The sequence below is a fragment of the Streptomyces zinciresistens K42 genome, assembly GCF_000225525.1.
GTDB lineage: Bacteria > Actinomycetota > Actinomycetes > Streptomycetales > Streptomycetaceae > Streptomyces > Streptomyces zinciresistens.
The window spans coordinates 1-16,119 of record NZ_AGBF01000161.1 but is presented as its reverse complement, the minus strand read 5'-3'; the positions used below and the strand labels follow the sequence as shown (position 1 = coordinate 16,119).

Annotated in this window: 11 protein-coding genes; 4 read left to right on the top strand and 7 right to left on the bottom strand. The window is 72.6% G+C overall.

Features of this window, described 5'->3' with window-relative positions; genetic code table 11:
- Together SZN_RS28740 and SZN_RS41615 are read left to right on the top strand one after the other, a co-directional pair.
- Positions 1-208: hypothetical protein (locus tag SZN_RS28740; RefSeq protein ID WP_208865869.1), on the top strand; the 208-nt coding region annotated here is incomplete at its 5' end.
- Positions 209-946: 738 nt separating this feature from the next.
- The gene (locus SZN_RS41615) at positions 947-1,096 is read left to right on the top strand and encodes a hypothetical protein (protein WP_007501930.1); all 150 of its coding nucleotides are present in this window, start codon (positions 947-949) and stop codon (positions 1,094-1,096) included.
- 34 nt (positions 1,097-1,130) lie between these two features.
- Here the strand turns inward: SZN_RS41615 and SZN_RS28735 are convergent, their stop codons facing one another.
- Positions 1,131-2,261 carry a DUF6183 family protein gene (locus SZN_RS28735; protein ID WP_007501927.1) on the bottom strand — a complete coding sequence of 377 codons (1,131 nt, stop codon included), beginning with the start codon at positions 2,259-2,261 and terminating at the stop codon, positions 1,131-1,133.
- Positions 2,262-2,328: 67 nt separating this feature from the next.
- Positions 2,329-3,099 (bottom strand): HNH endonuclease family protein, encoded by a 771-nt coding sequence (locus tag SZN_RS28730; protein WP_007501925.1) that lies wholly within the window; start codon positions 3,097-3,099, stop codon positions 2,329-2,331.
- A 332-nt stretch (positions 3,100-3,431) separates the two neighbouring features.
- Here SZN_RS28730 and SZN_RS28725 point away from each other — a divergent pair, with 332 nt between their 5' ends.
- On the top strand, positions 3,432-3,614 hold the full coding sequence (locus SZN_RS28725; protein WP_007501923.1) for an Rv0909 family putative TA system antitoxin: 183 nt from the start codon (positions 3,432-3,434) through the stop codon (positions 3,612-3,614).
- Between the two features lie 267 nt (positions 3,615-3,881).
- On the opposite strand, the gene mfd is transcribed toward SZN_RS28725, so the two are convergent.
- From mfd to SZN_RS28710, 3 genes are all read right to left on the bottom strand, one after another.
- Positions 3,882-7,412: a transcription-repair coupling factor gene (gene mfd / locus SZN_RS28720; RefSeq protein WP_007501921.1), complete on the bottom strand. Its 3,531-nt coding sequence runs from the start codon at positions 7,410-7,412 to the stop codon at positions 3,882-3,884.
- A 348-nt stretch (positions 7,413-7,760) separates the two neighbouring features.
- Positions 7,761-10,331 (bottom strand): ABC transporter permease, encoded by a 2,571-nt coding sequence (locus SZN_RS28715; protein ID WP_007501918.1) that lies wholly within the window; start codon positions 10,329-10,331, stop codon positions 7,761-7,763.
- Positions 10,328-11,116 (bottom strand): ABC transporter ATP-binding protein, encoded by a 789-nt coding sequence (locus SZN_RS28710; protein ID WP_043733679.1) that lies wholly within the window; start codon positions 11,114-11,116, stop codon positions 10,328-10,330. The genes SZN_RS28715 and SZN_RS28710 overlap by 4 nt, the downstream gene beginning before the upstream one ends.
- A gap of 472 nt (positions 11,117-11,588) precedes the next feature.
- Between SZN_RS28710 and SZN_RS28705 the strand changes: the two genes are divergently transcribed.
- The gene (locus tag SZN_RS28705; protein ID WP_007501914.1) at positions 11,589-13,133 is read left to right on the top strand and encodes an MFS transporter; all 1,545 of its coding nucleotides are present in this window, start codon (positions 11,589-11,591) and stop codon (positions 13,131-13,133) included.
- A 465-nt stretch (positions 13,134-13,598) separates the two neighbouring features.
- Here SZN_RS28705 and SZN_RS28695 read toward each other — a convergent pair whose 3' ends face one another.
- Entirely contained in the window at positions 13,599-14,489 is an 891-nt protein-coding gene (locus SZN_RS28695) for a hypothetical protein (protein ID WP_007501911.1), read from the bottom strand.
- Positions 14,490-14,740: 251 nt separating this feature from the next.
- Positions 14,741-16,119 (bottom strand): SUKH-4 family immunity protein (locus tag SZN_RS28690; RefSeq protein ID WP_208865868.1); only part of this gene is annotated, 1,379 nt, incomplete at its 5' end.

Here is a 16,119-nt window from a genome sequence, read left to right as displayed (position 1 = left end):
CCCTGCGCGACCGCAGATGCTCGACGCGTTGGAGGCCGCTGCCCTGGACGGCGTCGCTCGCATCCGCGACCGAATCCTGGAGGGCGAGAAGCTGGCAGTCACTGGCCGCGACCAGCGCCAACACGGGTGGGGCCGGCTGGAGAACGTCCTCTGGTGCATCGCACACCACGGCCCGCTGACCGCCGACGACACCTCGTACAAGATCTGACGACGGCGTCCCCGAACGGGCACTCCCCGGACGGGAAGGACGAAGCCGGAGAAGACGCGAAAGCGTCCACGGCGCTTCTGCACCCAGGCGTACTCAACGACTGCTTCTACCAGGCGGAGACGGCCGTCTGCCGCAAGCGCGCCAAACCTGTGGGACGCCCCGTTCCCATGCTCGACATGTGCCTGCGCTGCCCCAACTCGCGTCGTTCCGCCGTCCATCTGCCTCGCCTGGAGCGAGCGCACGACTTGGCTGAGTCCGAACTCGGCGAGGCGACCGGCCTGCCACGACTCCAGCAGCTCGCCATCACCGAGCACCTGGCCACACTCACCCACCTGATCGCTCGCCGAAATCGACCACGAGGACTCCCGACGATGACCGACCCCACCGGCGAGACCCTCCAGGCCGTCCGCACCGCCTTCTTCCGTCTGGCCCGCGAGAACCCCGGCCTGACCGAAGTCGACCACGAGATCATGCGTGCCTTCGAGCAGCTCGTGTCCGGCCGCCCCGAGATCACCGACGGCCGGACCTCGGCGGTGAACATCTGCGCCGAGGGGGGCGTCTCGCGGGCTTCGTACTACCGCTCTCCCGTCGTGACGGTGATCAAAGAGACTCTCAGCTCTCCCGAGGCCAGACGCCCGGAGACCGACGAGCTCAGGCAGGAAGTCGCGCGTCTGAAACAGTCGGAGCGGGAAGTCCGTCGGGACAAGGCGACCGAGATTCGGGAACTACAGTGCCACCGTGGCGGCGTACGCGAACCAGATCCAGGTCCTGGTACTCAGGAACGCGGAGCTGGAGGCAGACACCCGGCGGCTTCAAGCCCAGCTCGGCGGAGGCCGGGAAGGCGTGATCGAACAACTCAGGCGATCCGAGGAGCCGGCTTCCACCTGACGTCTCAGGGCGCACGACGCGTTCAGGACCGTGGTCAGTCGGTGTCCGTCGCGGCCAACATTGCCAGCTGCCGACTGTCCGGCGAGACCGCGACCAGGCCGATGTCCCAGGCCACACGCTCGAACCACTTGGTGTTCGCGCTGAAGGCATACCAAGCGCACGCCCGTGCACGTGCCTCGACCTCCTCTGCAGGACTGTCGTACGCAGTACCGGAGAGGCCGGCCATGGACTGCCACGCGGCCAGACGACCGTAGGCACCACGAGCACCGGAGTTGTAGGCGCCGCCTGTGGACGCGGCGGCGAAGAGAACTCGCCATGCGTGCTCCGGCGGGCAGGCCGCGACCGACAAAGAGGTCTTCTTCGTCCCCGCCCCCTCCAGACACTTCAGCCCGAGTGCCATCAGCGTGCTCGGTACCGACTCAACTGCGAGAGAAGCGGCCAGATCGAAGGTTCGTGCTTCGATGCGGCCATTCGACTCGTCGGCCCAGTTCGTCACAGCAGCACCGATGCCCTTGGTAACGGCTTCGGTCGTCGTCTCCTCGGCTGACGGCACCTGCGCCCGCCCATCGCCCCGCACCTCTCGGTTCGCCAGCGGGCCGTAGGGCATCGAGTGGCTGCCTCCCCGCGCGTTGCAGCTCGGCAGATCAGGCTGGCCTTCCACCTCCGCCAGCGCCAACGGCAGCCGTCGCAGAGGATGATGACTCCAGTGCGGCGACGTCGCCCACCCGGCGATCCCCGGTGTCCCCGTGACGTCGACGCCTCTGAGCACCAGTTCATGGACCAGACACGCGCGCAGTTCCTCGGTGGCGTGTCCGGTGAACGCCACTGCGAGTTCCTCGGCCGGTTGGCTGGAGGCCAGCAGGGAGGCGGTATAGCGGTCCAGCTTCCGGCCGTAGACCTCCGCCGAAGAGACCAACCGCAGTGTTTGGGCAACGTTGCCGGGACCGGGCGTGGTGGCCATGAGCCGGAGCAGGTAGTCGAAAACACTCCTGTACTGCCATGTGCGCCCAGCGTCGGACACGTCAGCCCCGGCGAGGGCGATGGCGAGATCCGTGACGAAGGCAGCGTCCCCCCGCTCGAGACTGCGGTCAGCCGTCTTCCACACGTCGGTGACGCTCTTCAGGCCCGGCAGCTTCGTCACGATCTTCTGTATGCGGTCAGCCACGGCAACGAAGCGTATGCGTCCCACAGCGCGATAGCGACGGCATTTTACGCAGGTCACCGCAGCCGTCTCAGCCCCCGCACTGCTGGAGCATCTTTTCCTTGTCCGGGGCCGTCACCGAGAGTCCGTACTTCTCCGCCACCTGCGCGAACCGCACCGCGTACGAGCAGCGGATCGCCTTGTTCGGCGGCAGCCAGGACGCCGGGCCCGAATCCCGCTTGGCCGAGTTGTCGGAGCCAGAGACCGGCAGCAGGTTCAGCGCGTCGTTGGCCAGTTGCTCCCGCTTGCCCTTGCTCCAGCGGGAAGCCCCCATCTGCCAGGCGTACGACAGCGGCACCACGTGATCTATCTGGACCTCGGTGGCCTTCGCCTTCTTCCAGGCGATGTCCTTGCCGGTGTACGGGTCGTACAGGGTCATCGACACGACCACGCAGTCGGAGCCGGACCGGAAGGTGACCTTCTGGCCATCGCGTTTCAGCAAGTCGTTGCGGGTGTCGCAGCCGTTGCGGGAGAAGGGGACGCCGCCGGGGGCCGAGTCCGTCCAGGCGTAGCCGAACTCGTCGCGGTCGTAGCCGGTCCTGGGGCCGCGGCCCTTCGTGGTCACCTTCTCGATCAGGGCGCGTGCCTCGGCGCGGTCGGCGTCGGTGGTGACGGGCGCGAGGCCGGGAGCGGTGCCGTCGGGGTTGTCCAGGGGGCTCACGGCCCGGCCGGGCTCCGCGGCCGGGACGGCCGAACCGGAGGGCCCTCCCCCGGACAGATCGACGTTCTCGCAGCCCGCGAGCAGCAGCACCGTGCCGAGCACGGCCGCGGCGCCCGCCGTCCCGCCCCTCAGACGCCTCACGTACGCCCCTCCCCTGTCGCGCGGTCCACCCCGCACCCGGGGGTCTTCTTCCCCGCCCCCGGGGCGTGCACACGGTAGCGACCGGGCGCACGGAGGCATCCGAGAGGTACGGGGCGGTGCGGACTGGAACGGTGCGGAGCGGACTGGACGGTGCGGAGCGGACTGGAGCGGGGCGGAGGAACGGACTGGAACGGACCAGAACAGACTGGAACGGTTCTGGCTGATTCTGGCTGGTTCGGATCTGTTCGGATCACTCCGACTCGGACGCCAGTGCGCATACCTCGCAAGTCGGGCGTATCGTCGGGGTGAGTCACCTCCGGAAGGAGCTCTGGATGGGCATCTTCGACAAGTTCAAGAACCGCCAGGCGCAGGACAAGGCCAGGGACATGTCCGACGCGGCGGAGAAGAAGGTCAACGACAAGACGGGCAACAAGTACGAGGGCCAGGTCGACGACGCGCAGCAGCGGATGGAGCGCGGCATGGGCATGGACCGCGACAAGCCCGACCAGCCGTAGGGCCGGAACCCCACGGAGGACCCTGGCCGCCGGGCCGGGCGCCCGTGACCGCACCGGCGGGCGCGAGCCGCCCCGCCGTCCGGCACGGCCGGGCTTTCACGGACCACCCTGGAAAGAGCCGTCCGCGGAGACCCACCTCCCGCGGACGGCTTCCGGCTGCCCGGGGGCGGGGCCGGTTCTCCGCAGGCCGCGCGCCCGGATGGCCGGACGGCCGTGCGGGGGCACGCACCTCCCCGCCCGGGGCGCCTCTCCGATCCCGCTGCGCCGTCACGAGCCCAGGACGGATGCCAGGAACTCGCCCACCCAGCCCAGCAGTTCGCGTCCGACCAGCGGCTTGCCGCCGACCTTCGCGGTCTTCGGGCGCGGGACCAGGACCTGGTGGACGGCCGGTTTGATGACGCTGCCGGGGTACAGCCGCTTGAGGCGCAGTTCCTGGGACTCGCGCAACTCCACCGGGGCGAAGCGGATGTTGTTGCCCTGGAGGACGATCTCGCCGACGCCGCACGCGCGGGCCAGCATGCGCAGCCCCGCCACCAGCAGCAGGTTCTCCACGGGCTCGGGCACCTTGCCGTAGCGGTCGGACAGCTCCTCGCGGACGGCCCTGACGTCCTCCTCCGTGGTGGCCGAGGCGATGGCGCGGTAGGCCGCCAGGCGCAGCCGCTCCCCGGGGGCGTAGTCGTGCGGGACGTGCGCGTCGACCGGGAGCTCGACCTTGACCTCCAGCGGCGGCTCCTCCTCCACGCCGCCCTCCAGCGAGGCGCGGTAGTCCGCGACGGCCTCGCCGACCATGCGCACGTACAGGTCGAAGCCGACGCCGGCGATGTGGCCGGACTGCTCGCCGCCCAGGAGGTTGCCCGCGCCGCGGATCTCCAGGTCCTTCATCGCCACGTACATGCCCGCGCCCATCTCGGTGTGCTGGGCGATGGTGGCCAGCCGCTCGTGGGCGGTCTCCGTCAGCGGCTTCTCCGGCGGGTAGAGGAAGTACGCGTAGCCGCGCTCGCGGCCCCGGCCCACCCGGCCGCGCAGCTGGTGCAGCTGGGAGAGGCCGAAGTTGTCGCCGCGCTCGACGATCAGGGTGTTGGCGTTGGAGATGTCGATGCCGGACTCGACGATCGTCGTCGAGACGAGCACGTCGAACTTGTTCTCCCAGAAGTCGACGACCACCTGCTCCAGCGCCTGCTCCGACATCTGGCCGTGGGCCGTCGCGATGCGCGCCTCGGGGACGATCTCGCGCAGCCGGGCCGCCGCGCGGTCGATCGACTCGACGCGGTTGTGGATGTAGAAGACCTGGCCCTCGCGCAGCAGTTCGCGGCGGATGGCGGCGCCGATCTGCTTCTGCTCGTAGGGGCCGACGAAGGTCAGCACCGGGTGGCGCTCCTCCGGCGGCGTGGTGATCGTGGACATCTCGCGGATGCCGGTGACCGCCATCTCCAGGGTGCGGGGGATGGGGGTCGCGGACATCGTCAGCACGTCGACGTTGGCGCGCAGCTTCTTCAGCTGCTCCTTGTGCTCGACGCCGAAGCGCTGCTCCTCGTCGACGATGACCAGGCCGAGGTCCTTGAACTTGGTCTCCGAGGAGAACAGCCGGTGCGTGCCGATCACGATGTCGACCGCGCCCTCGCGCAGACCCTCCAGGACCGCCTTGGCCTCGGTGTCGGTCTGGAAGCGCGACAGGGCCCGCACGGCGACCGGGAACTGCGAGTAGCGCTCGGAGAACGTCCCGAAGTGCTGCTGCACCAGAAGGGTCGTGGGGACGAGGACGGCGACCTGCTTGCCGTCCTGGACCGCCTTGAACGCGGCCCGCACGGCGATCTCCGTCTTGCCGTAGCCGACGTCGCCGCAGATCAGCCGGTCCATCGGGACCGACTTCTCCATGTCCTCCTTGACCTCGGCGATGGTCGTGAGCTGGTCGGGGGTCTCGGCGTAGGGGAAGGCGTCCTCCAGCTCGCGCTGCCAGGGGGTGTCCGGGCCGAAGGCGTGCCCGGGGGCCGCCATGCGCGCGCTGTAGAGCTTGATCAGGTCGGCGGCGATCTCCTTGACGGCCTTCTTCGCGCGGGCCTTCGTCTTCGTCCAGTCGGCGCCGCCCAGCCGGTGCAGCGTGGGCGCCTCGCCGCCGACGTACTTGGTGATCTGCTCCAGCTGGTCGGTCGGGATGTACAGCCGGTCGCCGGGCTGGCCGCGCTTGGCGGGGGCGTACTCCACGACCAGGTACTCGCGGGTGGCGCCCTGGACGGTGCGCTGCACCATCTCGATGTAGCGGCCGACGCCGTGCTGCTCGTGGACGATGTAGTCGCCCGCCTCCAGGGTGAGCGGGTCGATGGTCTTGCGGCGGCGGGCCGGCATCCGGGCGCCGTCCTTGCCTGCGGCCTTCTGGCCCGAGAGGTCGGTCTCGGTCAGGACGGCCAGTCCGAGCACCGGGTCCACGAACCCGAAGTCGATCGAGCCGCAGGCGACGTGGACGACGGACGGGGAGATCTCCCCCAGCTCGGCCTCCAGGCGGGCCGGCACGCCCTCCCCGCCGAGCACCTCGACCGTGCGGGCCGCCGGGCCGTGGCCCTCGGTCACGAAGACCGTGCGCCAGCCGTCGGCGAGCCAGCCCTTGGTGTCGGCGAGGGCCTTGGCGGTGTCGCCGCGGTAGGACTCGGGAGCGTGCATGGCGAGCTTCAGGGTGTCCGCGTCGAGTTCGTCGTCGGCCGCGAACGGCGACACCGACCACCACATCATGTCCAGCTCGCGGGCGCGGTCGCGGACGCCTGCCAGGGACCGCAGGGAGGCCGCGCCGACGTCGATGGGAGCCTCGCCGCCGCCGGCGGTGGCGGCCCAGGACGCCTGGAGGAACTCCTGCGAGGTGGCCACGAGGTCGGCGGCCCGGGTGCGCACCCGCTCGGGGTCGCAGACGACGGCCATGGCGCCCTTCGGCAGGACGTCGAGCAGCAGTTCCATGTCGTCGACGAGGACCGGTGCCAGCGACTCCATGCCCTCCACGGCGATGCCCTCGGCGATCTTGCCGAGCAGCTCGCCGAGTTCGGGGTGCTTCTCGGCGAGGGCACGCGCGCGGGCGCGCACGTCGTCGGTGAGCAGCAGCTCGCGGCAGGGCGGGGCCCACAGGCCGTGTGCGGCGACTTCGAGGGAGCGCTGGTCGGCGACCTTGAAGTAGCGGATCTCCTCGATGTCGTCGCCCCAGAACTCCACGCGCAGCGGGTGTTCCTCGGTGGGCGGGAAGACGTCGAGGATGCCGCCGCGCACGGCGAACTCGCCGCGCTTCTCGACGAGCTCCACGCGTGCGTACGCGGCGGCCGCGAGGGCCTCCACCACCGCGTTCAGGTCGGCGGTGCCGCCGGTGCGCAGGGCGACCGGTTCCAGGTCGCCCAGTCCCTGGACCTGGGGCTGGAGCACGGAGCGCACGGGGGCGACGACCACGGAGACCGGGCCGGTGCCGGGGTCGTCGGAGCGGGGGTGGGCGAGCCGGCGCAGCACGGCGAGCCGGCGGCCCACGGTGTCGCTGCGCGGGCTGAGGCGCTCGTGCGGGAGCGTCTCCCAGGACGGGTACTCCACGACCCCCTCGGCGGGGAGCAGGGAGCGCAGGGCCGCGGCCAGGTCCTCGGCCTCGCGGCCCGTCGCCGTGACGGCGAGGACGGGGCGCTCGCTCTCGCGGGCGAGGGCGGCGATCGCCAGGGGGCGGGCCGCCGGGGGGCCGACCAGGTCGATGTGCATGCGGTTGCCGTCCGCGGCCGCCGTGATCGCTTCCGCGAGAGCGGTGTCCTTCACTACGGCGTCGAGCAGACCGTGCAGACTCATGGAGGGCGCTTTCCGTCCGAGGGGGTGGGCAACACGAAGGGCCCGACACGAGGAACGGGCCGGGGGTCTTCCAGCGTACGTCGCCGCGCGGACCGGCGCCGGTGGCTGTGGACAACCTCCGCGGTGCGCTCCCGCCTGGGCTGTGGACAACCTCTGCCGGGCGCTCCCCGTGCGCCCGCTTCCCCGGGCCGGTGTCCCCCTCCACCGCCGCCCGCCCCCTCCGCGTCACTCGAAGGAGCACCCCTTCGAGCCCCGGTCACCCGAAGGGCACCCTTGAGCCCGGCCGGGCGGAGCCGCACTGCGCTCCGCCCGGCCGGGCCGGTCCCCCACAACCCCCGTGTGCGGTGGCTATTCGGTCGCGATCGCGTTCAGGACGTTCATCCGGCCCGCCCGGAACGCCGGTACGAGGGCGGCGAACAGGCCGACGAAGGCCGAGCCGATGAAGACGCCGATGATCGTCGGCCAGGGGATGTCGAGGACGTTCAGGCCCTCCAGGGCGAGCAGCTTCTGGGCCGTCGCGCCCCAGCCCATGCCCAGCCCGAGGCCCAGCAGGGCGCCGAAGAGGGCGATCACCACGGACTCCATGCGGATCATGCGGCGCAGCTGGCGGCGGGAGAGGCCGATCGCCCGCATCAGGCCGATCTCACGGGTGCGCTCCACCACCGAGAGGGCCAGGGTGTTCACCACGCCCAGGACCGCGACGATGATCGCCAGCGCCAGGAGGCCGTAGACCATGTTGAGAAGCTGGCCGACCTGGTTCTTCAGCTCTTCCTTGTAGTCGGTCTGGTCGCGGACCTGGTACTGCGGGTAGTCGGCGAGCGCCTTCTTCAGCGCCGTGTAGGCCGCCGCCTCCTGGCCGTCCTCCGCCTTGGCGAACATGATCATGTTCTGCGGGATGCGGTCGGCCGGTACGTACCTGCGCAGGGTCTCGATGCTGAGGTAGCGGGCGCCCTGGTCGATGGAGGTCTCGTCGTCGGTGATCGCGGCGACCTTCAGCTTCGCCGTCCCGCCGCCCTTGAAGGCCACGGAGAGGGTGTCGCCGACCTTCACGCCGTACTTCTCGGCATAGTCGGAGCCGACCGACATGGCGTCCTTGCCGTAGGCGGCGGACAGGGTGCCCTGCGTCGTCGTACGGCGCAGGTCCTCGGCGTAGGTCGGGTCGGCCGCCGTCACCCCGGTGTCGTCGGTCCTGCCGTCGGGCGAGGTCAGGGTGGCGTCGACGACCTTGTAGCGGGTGACGTGGGCGAGGCCCGGTGTGCGCTCGATCGCCTTCTCGGCCTGTGGCACGATCCGCTGCTGCTGCGCCATGACGATGTAGTCCGCGCCCACCGACTTGTCGAGCTCGCTGGTGGCCGAGGCGACCATCGAGGAGCCGACCACCGACAGGCACGCCACCAGTGCGAGGCCGATCATCAGGGCCGCGCCCGTGGCGCCGGTACGGCGCGGGTTGCGCAGGGCGTTGCGCTCGGCCATGCGGCCGACGGGGCCGAAGGCCCGCAGCAGGACCGCGCTGATCACCCGGACCACGCCGCCCGCGAGCAGCGGGCCGATCACCACGAACCCGATCAGGGACAGCACCACTCCGGCGCCCAGCATCAGCGCGCCGTCGCTCGCCTTGTCGGCGCCGGCCGCCGCGAAGAGGGCGGCGCCGCCCGCGCCGGTCAGGACCAGCCCGATCAGGGCGCGCACCCAGCCGGCCCGGCCGTCGGCAGGGGTGCCGGCGTCGCGCAGGGCGGCCATCGGGGAGACCTTGCCGGCCCGCCGGGCGGGCAGGTAGGCGGCCAGGACGGTCACCACGACGCCGAGGACCATGCCCACGACGGGGGTCGTGGCCTTCACGGTGAGGTCGCCGGTGGAGAGGTTCATGCCGGCCAGCGACATGAGCTTCATCAGGCCGACGGCTATGCCGACACCGGCGCCCACTCCGAGCACCGATCCGATGATGCCGAGCAGCAGCGCCTCCGCCAGCACCGACCGGTTGACCTGCCGGCGCGAGGAGCCGATGGCCCGCATCAGGCCGATCTCCCGGGTGCGCTGGGCGACCAGCATCGAGAAGGTGTTGATGATCAGGAAGATGCCGACGAGGAACGCGATCCCGGCGAAACCGAGCATGGCGTACTTGATGACGTCCATGAAGGCGCCGACGTCCTGGCGGTTCTCGTCCGCGTTCTCCTTGGCCGTCTGGACCTTGTACGCGCCGCCCAGGGCCTGGGCGACGTCCTTCTTGAGGCGCGCGTCGCTCACACCGTCCGCCGCGGTGACGGAGACCTGGGTGAAGCGGCCGGTGGCGCCGAGCAGGGTGCGCTGGGCGGTCGCGGTGTCGAAGAAGACGACGGCCGCGCCCGGGTTGGTGACCTTCCAGGTGACGATGCCGACGATCCGCGCGCGGATGTCGCCGGTGGCCGCGATGGTGCGCAGCTCGTCGCCGAGGGCGAGGCCGTGCTTGTCGGCGGTGTCCGCGTCGACCATGACCTCGGTGGGACCGCGCGGGGCGCGCCCGGAGCCGATCTCCATGGACTTCAGGTCGCTGTCGGTCCAGTTGCCGGCGATGGTGGGGGCTCCGGTGGAGGAACCCACGTTCTTGTTCTCGGAGTTGACGACGGTCACGTTCATCGAGGAGACCGCGCCCTGCGCCTTGCGGACGCCGTCGACCGCGGCGACCTTCTCCACGGTGGCGGCGGGCAGCGCGGCCGGGCGGCCGGTTCCCGCGCCGTCGTCGTCGGCCCCGGCGGACTTGGGGCTGACCGTGACGTCCGAGGCGGTGACCGCGAACAGCTTGTCGAAGGTGGTGTTCATGGTGTCGGTGAACACGAGGGTGCCGCACACGAAGGCCACCGACAGCAGGACCGCCACGGCCGACAGGGCCATGCGCCCCTTGTGCGCGAAGAAGTTGCGCAGCGAGGTCTTCAGCACGGTCATGACGTACGCCCCCGGGCGTCGAAGTCCTTCATGCGGTCCAGGACGGCCTCGGCGGTCGGCCTGTGCATCTCGTCGACGATGCGTCCGTCGGCGAGGTACAGCACGCGGTCGGCGTAGGAGGCGGCGACGGGGTCGTGGGTGACCATCACGATGGTCTGCCCGAGCTCGTCGACGGAGCGGCGCAGGAAGCCGAGCACCTCGGCGCCGGCGCGGGAGTCGAGGTTGCCGGTCGGCTCGTCACCGAAGATGATCTCCGGCCGGGCGGCCAGGGCACGGGCGACGGCGACGCGCTGCTGCTGACCGCCGGAGAGCTGGGTCGGCCGGTGCTTCAGCCGCTCGGACAGGCCGACGGTGTCCACGACCCGCCCCAGCCACGCCTTGTCGGGCTTGCGGCCCGCGATGTCCATCGGCAGCGTGATGTTCTCGATGGCGTTGAGCGTGGGCAGCAGGTTGAACGCCTGGAAGATGAAGCCGATCCGGTCGCGGCGCAGCCGGGTGAGCTTCTTGTCCTTCAGGCCGGTGATCTCGGTCTCGTCGAGGTGTATCCGGCCGCTGGTGACGGTGTCGAGCCCGGCGAGGCAGTGCATCAGGGTGGACTTGCCGGACCCCGAGGGGCCCATGATCGCGGTGAACCGGCCGCGGGCGATGTCCACGTCGACGTGGTCGAGCGCGACGACGCGGGTCTCCCCCGATCCGTACGCCTTGACGACCTGCCGCGCCCGCGCGGCAACGGCCGTACGCTCTCCAGTGCCCCCGTGCCTGGGAATTGTCACAGCCGATGTCACGGTATGTCTCCTATGTCGTTCAGCGGCGGGAAAAGCCAGCCGGCGGATTCGATGGTGGGAACTTCTACGACGCTCAGTCTTGCGGCGGGACGAGGTCCGGCGCGCTGGTGCGCAGCCCCCTCTTGTGCGGGGGAAAACCCCACCCCCCGCGGTTCGGTCAGCCGCCCCCCAGCGGCGTAAAGCCAGGTTAAGGAAGGCACCCCCGGCGTCTCGTCCTCCGCCGGTACCACCCCTCCCCGAGACCTGGTACGGCGTTACCCCTAGGGGCTCTCCGCCCCGGGGCGGAGCGCGTCTCGGGGTCGCCCGCGCCCTTCGGCCCGACGACTCTCCACCCTCCCGCCGCGTCAGGGGCAAGTGCGAAGCTGTCCGTCGCGGACGCACGCGCGGACGGACCCGCGGACGGACGCACGGACGGACCCGCGGACGGACGCACGGACGGACGCAGGGGGAACACAACGACGGGGGGGCTTCGGTGGGCGGTACACGGCACGCGCTGCGCGGCACCGCGCGGCGTACGGGGACCGAGGGGCGCGCCGCGGTGGTCGCGGCCCTGATGCTCGCGATGGCGCTGGCCGCGCTCGACTCCACCGTCGTCGCCACGGCCGTCCCGCAGATCGTCGGCGACCTGGGCGGATTCTCCGTCTTCTCCTGGCTGTTCTCGGGCTATCTGCTGGCGGTGACGGTGACGCTGCCGCTCTACGGCAAGCTCTCCGACACCTTCGGCCGCAAACCGGTGCTGGTGGCGGGCGCGGCGGTGTTCCTGCTGGGGTCGCTGCTGTGCGCGCTGGCCTGGGACATGGGGTCGCTGATCGCGTTCCGGATCGTGCAGGGGCTGGGCGGCGGGGCGCTGCAGGGCACGGTGCAGACGCTGGCCGCGGACCTGTACCCGCTGAAGGAGCGCCCGAGGATCCAGGCGCGGCTGTCCACGGTGTGGGCGGTGTCGGCGGTGGCGGGCCCCGGACTCGGCGGCGTCCTGGCGGCGTACGCGGACTGGCGCTGGATCTTCCTGGTCAATCTGCCGGTCGGCGCGGTCGCCCTGTGGCTCGTCGTACGTCATCTGCACGAGCCCCCGCGCCCGGTGACGGGCACGCGCGCGCGTGTCGACTGGGCGGGCGCGCTCGCGGTGTTCGCGTGCGGGGGCGTGCTGCTGACGGCGCTGGTGCAGGGCGGGGTGGCCTGGCCGTGGCTGTCCGCGCCCTCGCTCGCCCTGTTCGGCACGGGACTCGCGCTGGTCGCGGTGGTGGTCCTGGTGGAGCGCCGGGCGGCGGAGCCGCTCATTCCGGGCTGGGTGTGGCGGCGGCCGACGATCGCGGCGGTGAACCTGGCGCTGGGCGCGCTGGGCCTGCTGATGGTGGCGCCTGCCGTGTTCCTGCCGACCTACGCCCAGGCGGTGCTCGGCCTCGCCCCGGTGGCGGCCGGATTCGTGCTGTCCGTCTGGACGTTGAGCTGGCCGGTGTCGGCGGCGCTGAGCCAGCACGTCTACCGCAGGATCGGCTTTCGCCACACGGCGATGCTGGGCATCGGCACGGCCGCGCTGATCCTGCTCGCGTTCCCCTTCCTGCCGTACCCGGGCCGCGCCTGGCAGCCGGCGCTGCTGATGCTCCTGCTGGGCGCGGCGCTCGGCCTGTTCCAACTGCCGCTGATCGTGGGCGTGCAGTCGACGGTGGGCTGGTCGGAGCGGGGCACGGCGACGGCGTCGGTGCTGTTCTGCCGGCAGACCGGGCAGACGGTGGGCGCGGCGCTGTTCGGCGCGGTGGCCAACGGCGTCCTGGCGTCCCGGCTCGGCGGCGCGGGCGACCTCGACTCGGTGACCCGCGCGCTGGACGCGGGCACCGCCGCCCCGGAGCCGACCCGCCGGGCCGTCGCCGACGCGGTGCACGCCGTCTATCTGGGCGCGTCGGCCGCTGCGGCGCTGGCGTTCCTGGCGCTGTTGCTGCTGGCGCCGAGGCGCTTCCCGGTCCTCACGGACGGCCCGGCGCTCACGGACGGCCCGGCGCTCAAGGACGGCTCGCCCTGATCCGGCCTCGCACGGCGGCCACAGGACGGGGGCCTCGCACGGCATCAGCGGGGCGGGGGCCTCGCACGGCATCAGCGGGGCGGGGGCCTCGCACGGCGTCCGCGGGGCGTCGAGCAGCGGCCACGGGGCGGGGGCGCCGACCGGCCACGGGGCCCGGCGGCCTCGCCGACGCTGTCCCCCCACGCCGATCCTGGAGCGCCCGCGCGCGCGGACCACGCGGACGCCCTCCTGGCCTTCGCGCGGGAGAACGGCGCCACCTCGCCCGTACGGCGCCCGATCGCGGCGCCGTGCCGGCCCGCCGGATGGCCCGCCGCGGCGTGCGCATCGCCGCGTGCCCGGTCCCGCCGGCCGCGCTGCTGCCGCTGATGCCGGTCCAGCTCGCCGGAACCGGGCAGCCGCCGGCGTACGTCCTCGGCTTCTCCTCCGGGCGCGCGGGGCGGGGCCGCACGCCGGCGGCCCGCGCCCTCAGTCCGTCGCCGCCTGCCCCGTCAGCGCGGTGAGGCTGTTGCGCATCTGCCCGATGTGGGCCCGTACGTCGTCCCAGGTGTCGCTGTGCTCCCGCAGCACCCGCTCCGTCTCACGGGCGATGTCCGCGGTCCTCGCGCGCGCCCGCTCCAGCAGGTCCGCGGCGTGCGCCGTCGACTCCTCCCGGAGCCGGCGCGCCAGGGCCTCGGCGTCCGCGCGCTCCTGCTCGGCGCGCGCCAGCGACGCCTCGGCCCGCGCCTGCCGCTCCCGCTCGGCGGCGGCCTGCGCGGCCGACTGCTCCTCGGCCGCCCGCTCGCTCTCCTCCCACAGCCCGGTCTGCTCCGCGCTCTGGTCGCTGAGGATCCCCACCGTGCGCTGCCGTGAGGCGCGCAGCGTGCCGAGCGCCCCCTTGCGCCCCTCCCGCACCTCGCGCCGCGCCCCGACCCGGATCCCGTCCGCCTCGGTCCGGGCCGCGAGCAGCCGGGCGACGGCGAACTCCTCGGCCTCGGCGGTGACGGCCTCGGCGTGCGCACGGGCCGCCTCGCGCACCTCGTCCGCCCAGGTCTGCGACTCCTCGATGAGCCGCCTGGTCTCGCGCCGCGCCCTGTCCCGTACGGCCGCGGCCTCCTCCCGCACCAGCTCGAAGACCTGCCGGGCGCGCTCGCCGAGCGCCTCGTACGTCTGCGGGGCGAGCCGGTCCACCTCCGCGCGCAGCCGCTCCGCCTCCGTCTCCATCTCCCGGGCGAGCACGGTGAGCCGGGCGGCCCGCTCCCAGGCGGCGTCGCGGTCGCGGGAGAGGGCGTCGACGAAGGTGTCGACCTGCCGGGGACGGTAGCCACGCTCACCCCGTACGACCACGAAGTCGTAGAGGGAGACCGATGCGCCGCTCATCGTGGAACCCCTTTCCGCCGGATGGAGACGAAAATGATGATTTAGCGCACATCTTGAGGTATCGGGCAGAACCGTTCATAACGCGACACTCCGCGCACGGGAGCGGGTCGGGGGGCGCGGGGACGGCGTCACCGGTCCACGGAAAAGGGGTCGTCCCCGGTCACACGACCGGGGACGACCCCTTCCCTCCCGCGCGCCGCCCCCGGCAGCGAACGGGTGACATCACCTCGGGCGGACAGCCCGAACGGCCCTCAGAGCAGCCCGTCCCACATCTGCTCCAGCAGCACCGACCACCAGCTCTCCGGCGAGGCGAGCGCCGCCGGGTCGAGCGCGGCGAGCTGGGCCTGGAAGTCGACGGTCCAGCGGCCCGCCTGCTCCTGGTTCAGCCCGAACCGCAGCCGCCACATCCGGCCCAGCAGCGCCAGGCAGCGCTGGAACTCGGGCAGCCCGGTGTTCACGAACTGCGGCGCCGCGGGCGCACCGCCCGGCCCCCCCTCCACCGGCACGGCCACCATGTGCGCCGTGCCGTACTGCACACAGACCGCCTTGCCAAAGTCGCTGCCCATCACGAGGTACGACCCCGAGTCCGACGCCGGCTGCACCCCGCGCTCCTGCGCCAGCTCCGCCAGCGTCGGCACCGGCCGGCCCGGCTGCGCCTGCGCCCAGAAGAACGGGCCCATGTCCATCGGCAGCCCGCCGACGATCAGGCTGTGCGCCACGATCGGCGGCACGCCCTGCCGGGAGACCGCGGCCTGTTCGAACCGGAACAGCCCCGGCCCGAACGCCGCCGCCAGCTCCTGTGCCACGCCCTCCGGCGGGATCGGCGGCGCCGCCGGCACCGGCGGCAGCGGCGCGCGCACCGGTGCCGGACGGGCGGGCCCGTCCGCGACCTGGTGCAACTCGCCCTGGTGCGCGATGAGCTGGTGCATGCCCTGCTGCCGGCTCGCGTGATCCGTGCCGTACGGGGCGATGGAGGCGATCCGCGCCTGGGGCCACTGCTCGCGGATCATCCGCGCGCAGTACGCGCCCGGCAGCTCGCACGACTCCAGCTCGGTGTGCAGCTCCAGCACCTGGTCCGGCGGTACGCCCATGCCGCGCAGCTCGTGGAAGATCTGCCACTCCGGATGCGGTGTGCCCGGCGCCGAACGCCGGATCAGCTGCTGCTCGGAGCCGTCCTGCGCGCGGTAGCGCAGCACGGCCTGGTAGCCGGGGCCGACCGTCGGCTGCCCGGTGGGCTGCGGCGGATAGCCGTACGCCGGCGGCCCGCCCGCACCCGGCGGCACCGGGCCGGGCGGCATCGGCTGCGGCATCCCGGGGACACCCGCCGGCTGCGGGACGCCCGGCGCCGGGGGCGGCGGCGGGGGCGGCGGAGGCACACCGGGACCGCTGACCGGAGGCCCGGACAGCACGGTCTCCGCGTGATGGACCGCGCCCCGCACGCCACCGGGAGCACCGGGCACGCCGGGCGGCTGGGGCGCGCCGGGCGGAACCGGCGGACCGGACGGACGCGGCGCCGCGCCGGGAGCCCCGGGAGCGCCCGGCAGGCCGGGAGGGCCCGGAGGCTGCGGCGCGCCGCCCGGCCGATACGGGTCGGCGAACATGGTGGCGGCGTGGTCCACCCCGCCGGGGG

Coding starts and splice junctions, on each gene's coding strand:
- SZN_RS28725 (WP_007501923.1), top strand. CDS start 3,432: ATGGGCATCTTCGACAAGTTCAAGAACCGCCAGGCGCAGGACAAGGCC.
- mfd (WP_007501921.1), bottom strand. CDS start 7,412: ATGAGTCTGCACGGTCTGCTCGACGCCGTAGTGAAGGACACCGCTCTC.
- SZN_RS28715 (WP_007501918.1), bottom strand. CDS start 10,331: ATGACCGTGCTGAAGACCTCGCTGCGCAACTTCTTCGCGCACAAGGGG.
- SZN_RS28695 (WP_007501911.1), bottom strand. CDS start 14,489: ATGAGCGGCGCATCGGTCTCCCTCTACGACTTCGTGGTCGTACGGGGT.